Below are 12,783 nucleotides of genomic sequence, written 5' to 3' on the forward strand. Positions count from 1 at the left end.
GATGAAGGGGTTTTTTGTTTTTAAGAGCTTTTTAAATGCAAAGCTCCCCCAGGAAATCTTCAGCATATAAAAAACAGCCCACGAAGGCTGTCTTTCTTGCTGGACCATCTTCCTCTAAATCTGCCACCCGGCCAGGGATTGAAGCTGGCTACCGCGTAGCGCGCAAAGCCCGGCCCGAAGGGGGACGACATATTAATCAAATACAGATTTTATAAGGGTGTCTGGTAAGCTCTGGCTCTTGTTAAAATACTATTTCTAAATCGAGTTTAGAATGGAATGCTTGGAGGGAAAAAGTGTGTTAATCTGCGATATAGTCGCTATACTCTTTGAAAAATTCCTCCATTAAATTCATTCGGTCATTTAAGAATTTTTGAACCAGATCCCAATCTTTTCTACTATGTATATTAACTCGTTTTAATTGTACATATACCCGGGAGACTGTTTTACCTTCTGGTAGCAGATAATTTTCTTCGAATAATGCATCAGGTAAATATTCTGTAAGTAAGATGTTCTTTAACCCTAACAGCTTCTCATAGTAATAAGCTCTAATTAGATCGTCTGCAGATACAACATCAAGTGACACCTGAGCCTGCTCTGTATCAAAAGTAAACTTTAATTCTATCTCTTTAATGCTGGTATTATAAAGCATCCATTTACGAGTATGGCGCTGACCAAATTCGGTCCAGAATTCCTGACGCATCTTTTTTGATTCTTCTTTGCTAAACATAGGTTATAAAAGATATGCCAATAATATTCCGAAGATAATAACTGCAAGTTTAGAAGCGTTAAAAGTATGATTTTTAGAGGCTTCAAATAGGATGGTCGTAGAAACATGTAGAAATATTCCTATTACCGCTGCACTAATAAAGTAGTTATATTGATCTAATTGTGTGAAATTTGACTGAATCCAACTCCCCAATGGTGTCATGGATGCAAATATGCTTAGAAATAAGAAAACCTGAAATTTACTTATCTTAGAATGTATTAAAAAAGTGGATAATATAGCGGCTACCGGGATCTTATGAATAATTACTCCATGTAATAAATGTTCGGTGTTATGAAGGGGGAAACCTTCCAACAAAGAATGGATGCAGAGACTTATGAGCAGTACCAAAGGAAATTTCCCAGTATTTTCGTCATGATGTATATGTCCATGTTCCACACCTTTTGAAAAGAATTCTAATAAAATTTGGAGCAATAATCCAAGCATGATAAAAATTCCAATATGCTCTGATCCTCCTTCATACACCGTTGGAAGAAGTTCAAACACGGTAATAGATAGCAAATAAGCTCCACTAAAAGAGAGTAATAGCTTAAAACCTAGCGAGGATGAGGGTTTTAGAAAAAGTGCAATCAGATAGCCGATAAATACGGACAATAATGGTAATAAGTATATCATTTATATAGTCTCTTTGAAAATAATGGGATTCTTAATTTCAGCATTCATTAATGTCCTGTAAAATTAAGGGTTGTCACGGGCTAGTAATTATCATATCGAACAAAATTAATGTATTTTTGCGGTTCTATAATTAATGAGAATGGGAAATAATTTTGAGATGGTGGCAAAAACCCTTTATGGTTTTGAGCCGATTCTAGCTAAAGAGTTACGTGCCTTAGGGGCAATGGATATAAAGGAAGGAATTAGAAATGTTAGATTTTACGGGGATCTGGGATTCATGTATAAGGCTAACTTGTGTTTACGCACCGCAATTAAAATTTTAAAGCCTTTTAAAAGTTTTAAGATACATTCTGAAGATGACCTTTATAATGAGATAAAGAAGATTGCATGGGAGCAATTTCTGGATGTTAATGATACTTTGGCTATAGATGCTACGGTGCATTCTGAAAAGTTCACACACTCTAAATATATAGCTCAAAAAACAAAGGATGCTATTGTTGATAGATTTCGAGAAAAGTTTGATAAGCGCCCTAGTGTAGATCTGGACTTTCCCACACTTCGAATTAATGTACATATTGAAAAGGATACATGTAACGTGTCTTTGGATAGCTCTGGACAATCTTTACATAAAAGAGGTTACAAAACCGCGACTAATATAGCCCCTATAAATGAGGTGTTAGCTGCCGGACTATTACTTATGTCCGGGTGGGATGGCCAATGTGATTTTTTAGACCCAATGTGTGGGAGTGGAACAATATTAATTGAGGCAGCCATGATAGCCTGTAATATTCCCCCAAACCTGAATAGAAAGGAATTTGCCTTTGAAAAATGGAAGGACTGGGATGTTGACTTATTTGAAAAAATCGAAGAATCTGTATTGAAAAAAGTTAGGGATTTCCATTTCAATATTATGGGATATGACACTGCACCATCAGCTGTTGAAAAGGCTACAGATAATGTTGAAAATGCGAATCTTTCAGAATTTATTACTGTAAAGAGACAAAACTTCTTTGAAAGTATAAAGCAGGGAGAACGCCATTTACATATGGTTTTTAACCCTCCTTATGGGGAACGATTGAATATTGATATGCCGGCTTTTTATAAGGAAATAGGAGATACACTTAAACAAAGCTACCCGGGAACCGAAGCCTGGTTTATAACTTCAAATCTGGAGTCTATAAAGCATGTTGGGTTAAGACCATCAAGAAAGATCAAATTATACAATGGTGCTCTAGAATCTAAATTCCTGAAATATGATATCTATGAAGGAACCAAGAAATTACACAAACTGAAAGATCAGGAAAACTAATCTTTAGCTTTCTTGTAAAGAGGAATCAAATAGGAGATACTATAACTAAACCCGGCGCCATACATGCTTCCATCGTAAGTTCTGTTAAAGCCGGGAATTGTTAAGTTATCAAAATTATCGGGTTGCGTTTGGGAAACCAATCTTTTTAATTGAAAATTTCCTCCAAGATAGAGGTTGCTAAACAACTCAACTTTTACTCCCACCATAAGTTCCAGCCAGCTTGCGGTAAGACCATTAAATTCTGTAGATGTATTTATAACGTTATCCGGGAAATAATTGGAACTTCCAGTATTTATGTAATACGAATCTCTGGTTTGAGAAAAAGTGGTAAATCCATAGCGTGCACCTACAAAAATAATATTTTCCATTCCTGCCCAATTTTCATATGCATTATAATCGGCTCCAATTTTAATGTAACTTCCTTTACTAGTAGATTTTAGATCCCGCTCTTTAAAGGTCTGTTGTTCATTACCAATTTCTGAAGCCAAGTAATAATTTTTATAAACTCTATAATCGCCTTGCACTTCAAAGCCTGAATAATCGTCTTTTAGAATAGATTTTAAAGGTTTGCTTAGATCGATTCCCAATCTAAGTCCGTAGCGCTCTTTATACTGGATAGAATCAGTTTCAACTGCCGGAGTTTGTGCCCAAAGATTTGGAATATTAGCCAATAAGAAGAGGCTAGTGGTAAATAGAAATATGAGTAGTTGTTTCATCTTCAATATTAGATTCTTCTATAACAATATTTTTTATCCAATTGCTGTTTGGTTCCGAGGTGAGTACTGCGTTTAAATTGCTGTAAACCACTTTATAACTGCAGGCTCGGCTAATATATTCTTCACTTCTCGCATAAGTGAATTGAACGATATCTGAATTTATGTCGACCGATGGCTCATCATCCTCTTCCTCAGCATTAATGATAAATTCATATTCTGTACTGTTCCCATCGGTTTTAAGCGGAATAGCGATGTTATTCTGATTGATAGTTTCAAAAAGAAGGGAGTCGTTATCAGTAGCCTTAACATTCATATTTGGAGGTGCTTTCAACACATTCACATTGTCGGCATCATAGAAGGAAAGTACCAATCTGGAAGTGGTTTGGGTTGTTTCCGAACAAATGTCGTCTCGCTGACAACCCAAAGAAAGTAGTATTATACCGCTTAGGCCTAATGCTACTTTGTAGAGCGATTTCATTTTTATCTTAATTCTAAGCATACAACGTTTTCTACATGAAAAGTTTGAGGAAACATATCTACGGGACGCACTCTGGTTACTTTGTAATGTTCGTCTAATAAAGCAAGATCTCTTGCCTGAGTGGCAGAGTTACAGCTTACATAAACAATGCGTTTCGGCAATATACCAATAATTTGTTCAATTACATCTTTGTGCATACCATCTCTTGGAGGGTCGGTAATTATAACATCGGGTTGCCCATGTTGTTGTATGAATTCTGCTGTGAACACTTTTTTCATGTCCCCTGCATAGAATTCAGCATTTTCTATGTTATTTCTTTTTGCATTTTCCTTTGCATCCTCAATAGCAACAGGAACAGCTTCAATACCCACTACTTTTTTAGCTTTAGCCGCAACAAACTGAGCTATGGTTCCGGTTCCGGTATAGAGGTCGTAAACTAGTTCTTCTCCTGTAAGATCGGCGAAATCACGGGTCACTTTGTAAAGCTCGTAAGCTTGCTGAGAATTGGTTTGGTAAAAGGATTTGGCATTAATCTTGAATTTCAGCCCTTCCATTTCTTCAAAAATGTGATCGTTCCCATTATAACAAATTACGTCTTGATCGTAAATGGTATCGTTCCCTTTTGAATTGATGACATATTGAAGGGAAGTAATTTCAGGGAATTCCTGGGCAAGAGCATCTAATAATAAGGTTCTTTTTTCAACATCTTCAGCAAAAAGCTGAAGCACTACCATGATCTCTCCTGTAGTAGAAGTTCTAATCATTAGAGTTCTTAATAAGCCTCTTTGTTCTCTTGTGTTGAAAAAGGAAATATCGTTTTTATTAGCAAAGTCCTTCACGAAATTCCTGATGGCGTTACTCGGATCTTCTTGAAGATGACACTTTTTGATATCTAGGATCTTATCCCACATTCCAGGAATATGGAATCCTAGTGCATTCTTATCATCAAATTCTTGATTGCTTTGTATCTCTTCCAAGGTTAACCAGCGGCTATCACTAAAAGAGAACTCCATTTTGTTTCTGTAGAAGTAAATATTTTTACTTCCCAAAATAGGTTCTACCGGAGGAAGTTCTATTTTTCCTAATCTTACAAGATTATTTTCTACTTCCTGTTGTTTATAAAATAACTGGTGCTCATATCCCATGAATTGCCATTTACAGCCTCCACAGGTACCAAAGTGCTGACACACCGGTTCTACCCGTTTATTGGAATATTCATGAAATTTTATAGCGGTTCCCTCATAAAAGGATTTCTTTTTTCTGGTGGTCTGTATATCAGCTATATCACCTGGAACCGCATTATTAATAAATATAACTTTACCATCAGGTGCTTTCGCGATGCTTTTTCCTTTTGCACCTGCACCAACTATTTCTAACTCTTCGAAGATTCGATTTCTATTCTTTCTACCCATAGCGCAAAAATAGAATAATTGTCAAGATTTATTGGAGCTCGTATTATAAATTTCAGATAACATTTAGTAATTTGCGACTGTTGCATTTGGATGATTTCTCTCCCACTGCTTTTACTACTTCTGTAGCACAAAGAAGGAATTAAAGAATAATAAATTTATAAAAAATTCGACATGCGATTAGAACAAATCACATCATCAGAACAAGCCATTCAATTAGAAGATAAACACGGAGCACATAATTATCACCCATTACCTGTTGTACTAACAAAAGGAGACGGGGTTCATGTTTGGGATGTAGAAGGAAAGAAGTACTATGATTTTCTATCGGCATATTCTGCGGTTAATCAAGGACATTGCCATCCAAAAATTGTACAAGCGCTTACAGATCAGGCTCAAAAACTTACACTTACTTCCAGAGCTTTTCATAATGATATATTAGGCCCTTTTGAAAAATATGCTACAGAATACTTCAATTTTGATAAACTGCTGCCAATGAACACTGGCGCAGAAGCTGTTGAAACGGCTATTAAAATTGCACGTAAGTGGGCTTATGAGAAAAAAGGAGTTCCAGAACACAAAGCACAAATAATTGTTTGTGAAAATAATTTTCACGGAAGAACTACCACGATCATTTCGTTTTCTAATGATGAAGGAGCTAGAAAGAATTTTGGACCGTATACTCCCGGATTTCTTAAAATAGCATATGATGATACTGCAGCTCTGGAGAAAACCTTGGAGGAAAATGATAATATAGCCGGATTTTTAGTTGAACCTATTCAGGGAGAGGCAGGAGTTTATGTGCCATCTGAAGGTTATTTGAAAAAGGCAAAAGAGCTGTGTGAAAAACACAATGTGTTGTTTATAGCTGATGAAGTTCAAACCGGAATAGCACGTACCGGAAAACTTTTGGCAGTAGATCATGAAAATGTGAAGCCTGATATTTTAATTTTAGGAAAAGCAATTTCCGGTGGTGTATATCCTGTATCGGCCGTTTTAGCAGATAATGAAGTAATGGATGTTATCCAGCCTGGTCAACACGGTTCTACTTTTGGCGGAAACCCACTTGCCGGAGCAGTAGCTACCGCAGCATTAGAAGTTATTAGGGATGAAAATCTTGCTGAAAATGCTGAAAATATGGGGAACCTCTTTAGGGAGCTCCTTAACGATTACATAATAGATTCTAAAATTGTTAAATTGGTACGTGGTAAAGGTTTATTAAATGCCATAGTAATTAACGATTCAGAAGAGAGCAGTACAGCCTGGGATATATGTATGGCCTTAAAGGAGAATGGGTTGTTAGCTAAACCAACACATGGAAACATCATTCGTTTTGCCCCACCTTTGGTAATGAATGAAGAAGAACTTAAAGATTGTGTAGACATTATAATTACCACTTTAAAAGATTTTGAGAAGTAAGAATTTCTATCGATAATTTTTATAAAGGCTGTTCAAACATGAAATTGAACAGCCTTTTTTCAGAATATTTAATCTTATATTTTAATTTACGAATTAGCATTATGGCCAGCCCTCAATTTATTACCTTTTTAGAAGACATGTTAACTCCAGAACGAAAGGCTTTATTTGAAAAAGTACTAAATGAGCGTACTAATCATATAACCGTGGCTACCGAAGATGTTTATCAGTTGCATAATACGAGTGCAGTAATAAGGAGTTGCGATGTTTTTGGGGTACAGAATGTACATGTTATAGAAGAAAAGAATCAGAAGAAGATAGACAGAGAAATAGCAATGGGCGCACAGAAATGGGTGAGTTTAAATAGGCATGACTCTACTGCCGACTGTATCACCGATTTAAGGGAGAAAGGATATAAAATAGTTGCTACAACTCCTCATGATGGGGCAGAGGTATTAACCAATTTTGATATTACTGAGCCTTGTGCTATTTTTTTTGGAACCGAAAAGGATGGTTTATCTGATGAAGTTCTTTCTAAGGCAGATGCTTTTTTGAAGATTCCAATGTATGGGTTTACAGAAAGTTTAAACATCTCAGTATCTGCAGCAATTATTTTACAACAACTTACTGGTAAATTAAGAAGCAGTTCCGTAGATTGGAAACTGAGTGAAACTGATAAAATTGAAACGAAGTTTGAATGGTTGTCTAAATCTTTTAAAAACTTCAATCAATTAGTAAAAAAGTTTCATGATATTTATTAAAGTTTTAATTTTAGTCTTGAAATCAGTAACACCTCAATGACCCTATTTTTTTATATTCTTATCGCTATAATCACTTTTATAGCATTTCTTCATGCTTGGGCGAAAAAAGAATTCGATATCAGTAGAACCGTAATTATTAACAGGCCTAAAGAAGAGGTTTTCAATATAGTTAGGCAGTTAAAAAAAGAATATTTGTGGATGCCTTGGTTTACTGAAGATTTTAATGGAGAACTCAAGTACAAGGGAGAAGATGGTAAACAGGATGCTGCTCTTTATTGGAAGGGGCATAAAAGATTTTTTGAAGGAACCCAAAAAATAGTAAAGATCCATCATGGGAAGATAGTAGAAACCCGATTCCTTTTCCTGAAACCATTCAGAATGATTTTTCTGGATTACAAAGGGATGAAAGAAATAGATGAGAATACTACTAAAATGGTATGGGGTATAAGAGGAGGGCTAAAATTTCCTTTTTCGGTTCTAGCGTTAATCCAACCTGTAGATAAAGTTTACGGGAAAGAGCTTGAGTTGGGATTAAAGAATTTAAAACAGCTCTTAGAAAATAAAAATTAAAAGGGGAGAGTAGATTTCTATCTTTTTAAGACTTTATATTCTTCATAACAACCACTAATTGCATCGAGAATTTGCAAATCGTTAGCAGTGCGAATAAAATCTTTTGAATAATTACAGCGGGCGAGAATCTCGTCAATATCCACTTCATTTATCTGTAAAACAGCAGCGAGAGTTTGTCGGTCAAATTTTGACTGCAAAAGGGTTCTAATTTCATCATCTTCTTTCATCTTCCGAAGTTTGCGCATCTGGGCAGGTTTCTTTCCGAAGATATTATAGAGCGCATCTGCGGGGTTAAATATGGCACCCAAAACTTTTGTTGCTGCATTAGGAGAATAGCTACCTCCTTCATAAGCAGAGTTTAAACCGGAAATACTGTATCTGTAATTTTCATAAATAGGAATGTTTTTCACGTCAATTTCAAGATAACCTGTTAATTGAATAGGCTTAACCAGAACTTCTTCCAGCGCTATTCCAAGTTCTGTCATTTTAACCTTAACCACTCCGTATTTTAACCAGTCGTTGGTAACTCTTACTCGTATAGTTCTAAAGCCTAGGTAAGAAAAATATAGGGTATCATTAACTGTAGCAGCAAGCTCAAAATCTCCTTCTTCACTTGAGGTGGTACCCTTAACCTGATTTAGATTAACAATATGCACATTCTCTAAAGGCTTATCGTTAGAAGCATTTAACACTTTACCGGTTACTATATCAGTTTCCTGAGCAAGAGTGCCAAAAGTTATTAAAAATAGACTTAAAAGGGTTATATATATTCTCATACATGATATAATACAAAAAGGAGAAGTATAGTAAATATTGTACCAAACTTCTCCCTTTGTCTAATTTATTCTGATCTTCTAGATTTTCTTCTATTTACAGAGCTGGTAATATTTTTACTTCTTGCTCCACCTTTTCCAGAGGAATTTCTGTCTTTAGAATCAGATCCAGAAGATCGTCTTCTACCTTCTCCACCTTCAGAGGAGGAGGATCTTGGTTTGAAAGAACCTTTATCGCTTCTACCTCCGCGGTCTCCACGATCTCTTTTTTCTCCTCGTGGTTTGCGTGATCGTCCAGAAGAACGTCCACCTCCGCCACCACCTTGGGAGATCTCCACGTTAACATTTCTACCTTGGTGTTGGAAACCTTGGAATTTCTCAATAACCTTATCGGCTAATTCACTATTTGTATTAAAGAAAGAAAAACTATCTTTTACATCAACTTTAAATACATCATCTCTGCCCAGGTCCAGTGTTTCTTTTAAGAAATCTTTCAATTTCATCCAATCGAAATCATCTTTTGCACCAACGTTTATGAAGAAACGAGTGCTATCTCCACCATCTGTATCTCTACCACTATCTCTGGTGTTTGAAGCTTTAGAATTAAGGTTAGCCGCATTCTTATAATAGTTGAAGAAACGAGTAAATTCTACAGAAAACACTTTTTTAATGATCTCTTCTTTAGAAAAGTCTTTAAGAACTTCTTCTATGCTTGGCAAATAAGGATCGATATCATGATTGATCTCGGTATTCCTAATATCGTTTGCTAAATGGAAAAGCTGAACTCTACAAATTTCCATTCCATCAGGAATGTCTTTTTGCTCAAAGTTTTGCTTGATAATACGTTCAATGCTCTTTATTTTACGAAGTTCACTTTTAGAAACGATTACTATAGAAACTCCGCTTTTTCCGGCTCTACCGGTTCTACCACTTCGGTGGGTGTAAGTTTCAACCTCATCAGGAAGTTGGTAGTTAATTACGTGTGTAATATCATCTACATCAATTCCACGTGCAGCAACATCGGTAGCAACCAACATTTGGATCTGGCGATTTCTGAAACTCTTCATAACCATATCACGTTGGTTCTGACTTAGATCACCATGAATTGCAGCTGCGCTATAGCCATCTTCAATAAGTTGTTCTGCAACTTTTTGAGTATCTCTTTTTGTTCTACAAAAAATAACCGAGAAGATATCCGGATTGGCATCGGCCAAACGCTTTAATGCAGCATAACGGTCGCGAGAATTTACTAGGTAATACTCATGTGAAACATTTGAGGTTCCTTGGTTTTTATTTCCAACGGTAATCTCTACTGGATCATGCATGAATTTTTTAGCTATGATAGATACCTCTCTAGGCATTGTAGCCGAAAATAACCAGGTACTCTTTTCTATAGGGGTATGTGACAATATTGCTGTAATGTCCTCAAAGAATCCCATGTTAAGCATTTCATCGGCCTCATCAAGAATACAATATTCAATTTTTGAAATGTCAACCAACTTACGGTTGATCATATCTTGCATTCTTCCGGGAGTAGCAACGATAACTTGTGCACCACGTGAAATTTGTCTTGCTTGATCTGTAATACTTGCTCCACCATATACAGCAACGGTGTTTAAACCTTTGGTATGTTTAGAGTAATTTTTAAGCTCATTTGTAATTTGCAAACACAATTCCCTGGTAGGGGAAAGAATTAATCCTTGGGTGTGTCTTCTGTTAGCATCGATTTTTTGAATGAGTGGAAAACCAAAAGCGGCGGTTTTTCCTGTACCTGTTTGGGCAAGTGCAACCATATCGGTGTCTTCTTGCAATAAAATAGGGATCGCTTTCTCCTGTACCTCACTTGGCTCCGTAAAGCCCATATCCTCAATAGCTTTAAGAATGGCAGGATTTAATCCTAATTGTTCAAATTTATTCATATAAAATTTTAATAAGCTGCAAAGGTAAGCATTAGTTTACAGCTTATTGCAGAATTTTATAAGTAATAAATATGGCTATTTTGAAAGGTATTCTATTAAGGCTTTTATGGCTTTTCCACGGTGACTTAATTCTGATTTTTTCTGAAGTTCCATTTCAGCGAAGGTTTCCTTGAAGTTATCAGGCTGAAAAACAGGATCATATCCAAAGCCGAAACTTCCCCTTTTTTCTTTTATGATTTTTCCTTCGCAAATTCCTGTAAATAAATATTGATGCTCGTTTATATTAAGTGCGATCACCGTTTTAAACCTGGCTTCTCGGTTTGTGACATCGGCTAGTTTAGAAAGTAGTTTCTCCATATTGGCATCATCACTTTTATCTTCTCCGGCATAACGTGCAGAATACACTCCCGGTTCCCCATTAAGAGCAGTTACTTCTAAACCAGTATCATCAGCAAAACAATCCATATTATAATGTTGTTTTACGTAATTGGCCTTTAAAATGGCGTTACCATCAATGGTATCGGCAGTTTCAGGAATTTCGTCATAACAGCCTATGTCATCTAAAGAAAGCAATTCTATAGACTCCGGGAACAACACCTGAATTTCTTTAAGTTTATTCTTATTGTGGGTGGCAAAAACTAATTTCATCTAGAGGTTTTTTTAACGATGATGATAAGGTTCATTTTTCAGGATGGTAAACGCACGATAGAGTTGCTCGACAAAGAATAACCGTACCATTTGGTGGGAGAAGGTCATTTTAGAAAGAGAAACCTTTGCATCTGCTCTATTGTAAACGGCTTCAGAAAAACCATAAGGTCCGCCAATTATAAACACCAATTGCTTTAAACCGCTATTGAGCCTTTTTTGAATGTATTCTGAAAAGCCTTCCGATGAGAATTGTTTTCCATTTTCATCTAAAAGCACTACAAAATCTGAATTGTTTAATTTGTTTAGCAAGAGCTCTCCCTCTTTGGTCTTTTGTTGATTTTCATCCAGATTCTTAACTTTTTTAAGATCAGGAATAAGCTCAAATTCAAATTTATTGTAAAAACCGAGACGTTTAATGTAAACCTCTGTCAAATTTTGAATGGCGGGATCATCAGTTTTACCTATCCCCAGTAATTTTATGGTCATTTTACTAAGACTTTGCTACATTTACAAAAATAAGTATTGAAATGATCTCACAAGCACAATTTCAAAAGGAAATTGAATTAATTATTGTCAACGCTGTAAGAGAAGACGTTGGAGACGGGGACCATAGTTCTCTGGCGTGTATTCCTGCACAAGCCAAAGGCCGTGCAAAACTCCTTGTAAAAGATACAGGGATAATAGCGGGAGTAGAATTTGCTAAACAGGTTTTTTACTATGTAGATCCCAGTTTAAAAATAGAAACTCTTATAAATGATGGTGAACAGGTGAAACGTGGGGATATAGTGTTCTATGTAGAAGGATCTTCGCAATCTATTTTAAAAGGAGAAAGATTGGTTTTAAATGCCATGCAGCGTATGAGTGCAATAGCAACTAAAACCAAAGATTTTGCTGAGAAACTAAAGGGCACCAATACAAAAATATTAGATACTAGGAAAACTACCCCGGGAATTAGAGCTTTGGAAAAATGGGCCGTTAAAATTGGTGGTGGTGAAAATCATCGTTTTGCCTTGTATGATATGATCATGCTTAAAGATAATCATATCGATTTTGCAGGCGGTATTACCAGAGCTATAGAAAAAACTAAAGCGTATCTCAAAGAAAAAGATTTGGATCTCAAAATTATCGTTGAAGCTCGTGATCTGGAAGAAATTCAGGAGATATTAGAATCGGAAGGAATCTATCGAATTTTGATAGATAATTTTAATTATGAAGATACCAAAAAGGCAGTTCAGCTTATTAATAAAAAGTGTTTAACCGAATCCAGCGGGGGAATTACCCTGGATACTGTTAGAAAATATGCCGAATGCGGAGTAGATTTTGTCTCTAGTGGAGCGTTAACCCACTCTGTTTATAATATGGACCTAAGCTTAAAAGCGGTTTAA

At 36.0% G+C, this 12,783-nt stretch carries 14 protein-coding genes; 5 read left to right on the forward strand and 9 right to left on the reverse strand.

The genetic code is table 11. The features are described 5' to 3' along the window. Positions 1–298 precede the first annotated feature (298 nt). Positions 299–727, reverse strand: a complete 429-nt coding sequence (locus L1I30_RS13890) for a DUF4268 domain-containing protein (protein WP_236134909.1) — start codon at positions 725–727, stop codon at positions 299–301. Between the two features lie 3 nt (positions 728–730). After that, entirely contained in the window at positions 731–1,399 is a 669-nt protein-coding gene (locus L1I30_RS13895) for a ZIP family metal transporter (protein WP_236134910.1), read from the reverse strand. Positions 1,400–1,538: 139 nt separating this feature from the next. Between L1I30_RS13895 and L1I30_RS13900 the strand changes: the two genes are divergently transcribed. Next, on the forward strand, positions 1,539–2,708 hold the full coding sequence (locus L1I30_RS13900) for a THUMP domain-containing class I SAM-dependent RNA methyltransferase (RefSeq protein WP_236134911.1): 1,170 nt from the start codon (positions 1,539–1,541) through the stop codon (positions 2,706–2,708). Here the strand turns inward: L1I30_RS13900 and L1I30_RS13905 are convergent. From L1I30_RS13905 to rlmD, 3 genes are read right to left on the reverse strand one after another with little or no spacing between them, the layout of a single operon-like run. Then, a complete protein-coding gene (locus tag L1I30_RS13905) occupies positions 2,705–3,424 on the reverse strand; it encodes a DUF6048 family protein (protein ID WP_236134912.1) in 720 nt (239 codons plus the stop codon). The genes L1I30_RS13900 and L1I30_RS13905 overlap by 4 nt on opposite strands. Continuing rightward, on the reverse strand, positions 3,390–3,923 hold the full coding sequence (locus tag L1I30_RS13910; protein ID WP_236134913.1) for a DUF6452 family protein: 534 nt from the start codon (positions 3,921–3,923) through the stop codon (positions 3,390–3,392). The genes L1I30_RS13905 and L1I30_RS13910 overlap by 35 nt, the downstream gene beginning before the upstream one ends. After that, positions 3,905–5,314, reverse strand: a complete 1,410-nt coding sequence (gene rlmD / locus L1I30_RS13915; protein ID WP_236134914.1) for a 23S rRNA (uracil(1939)-C(5))-methyltransferase RlmD — start codon at positions 5,312–5,314, stop codon at positions 3,905–3,907. The genes L1I30_RS13910 and rlmD overlap by 19 nt, the downstream gene beginning before the upstream one ends. Before the next feature lie 171 nt (positions 5,315–5,485). Between rlmD and rocD the strand changes: the two genes are divergently transcribed. The 3 genes from rocD to L1I30_RS13930 all read left to right on the forward strand — a co-directional run bounded on the left by rocD (position 5,486) and on the right by L1I30_RS13930 (position 8,058). Beyond that, positions 5,486–6,730 (forward strand): ornithine--oxo-acid transaminase, encoded by a 1,245-nt coding sequence (gene rocD, locus L1I30_RS13920; protein ID WP_236134915.1) that lies wholly within the window; start codon positions 5,486–5,488, stop codon positions 6,728–6,730. Positions 6,731–6,831: 101 nt separating this feature from the next. Beyond that, a complete protein-coding gene (locus L1I30_RS13925) occupies positions 6,832–7,488 on the forward strand; it encodes a TrmH family RNA methyltransferase (protein WP_236134972.1) in 657 nt (218 codons plus the stop codon). A gap of 36 nt (positions 7,489–7,524) precedes the next feature. After that, the gene (locus L1I30_RS13930) at positions 7,525–8,058 is read left to right on the forward strand and encodes an SRPBCC family protein (RefSeq protein WP_236134916.1); all 534 of its coding nucleotides are present in this window, start codon (positions 7,525–7,527) and stop codon (positions 8,056–8,058) included. 17 nt (positions 8,059–8,075) lie between these two features. Here L1I30_RS13930 and L1I30_RS13935 read toward each other — a convergent pair whose 3' ends face one another. The 4 genes from L1I30_RS13935 to rlmH form a co-directional block, all read right to left on the reverse strand. Further along, the gene (locus L1I30_RS13935; protein WP_236134917.1) at positions 8,076–8,834 is read right to left on the reverse strand and encodes a carboxypeptidase-like regulatory domain-containing protein; all 759 of its coding nucleotides are present in this window, start codon (positions 8,832–8,834) and stop codon (positions 8,076–8,078) included. Positions 8,835–8,899: 65 nt separating this feature from the next. Next, positions 8,900–10,750 (reverse strand): DEAD/DEAH box helicase, encoded by a 1,851-nt coding sequence (locus tag L1I30_RS13940; protein ID WP_236134918.1) that lies wholly within the window; start codon positions 10,748–10,750, stop codon positions 8,900–8,902. A 75-nt stretch (positions 10,751–10,825) separates the two neighbouring features. Beyond that, positions 10,826–11,398, reverse strand: coding sequence for a non-canonical purine NTP diphosphatase (locus L1I30_RS13945; RefSeq protein WP_236134919.1), 573 nt, complete (start codon positions 11,396–11,398; stop codon positions 10,826–10,828). Between the two features lie 12 nt (positions 11,399–11,410). Continuing rightward, positions 11,411–11,884, reverse strand: coding sequence for a 23S rRNA (pseudouridine(1915)-N(3))-methyltransferase RlmH (gene rlmH / locus L1I30_RS13950; protein WP_236134920.1), 474 nt, complete (start codon positions 11,882–11,884; stop codon positions 11,411–11,413). Between the two features lie 41 nt (positions 11,885–11,925). Between rlmH and nadC the strand changes: the two genes are divergently transcribed. After that, positions 11,926–12,783, forward strand: a complete 858-nt coding sequence (gene nadC, locus L1I30_RS13955; protein WP_236134921.1) for a carboxylating nicotinate-nucleotide diphosphorylase — start codon at positions 11,926–11,928, stop codon at positions 12,781–12,783.

The sequence above is a fragment of the Gillisia lutea genome, from assembly GCF_021568705.1.
Classification (GTDB): Bacteria; Bacteroidota; Bacteroidia; order Flavobacteriales; family Flavobacteriaceae; genus Gillisia; species Gillisia lutea.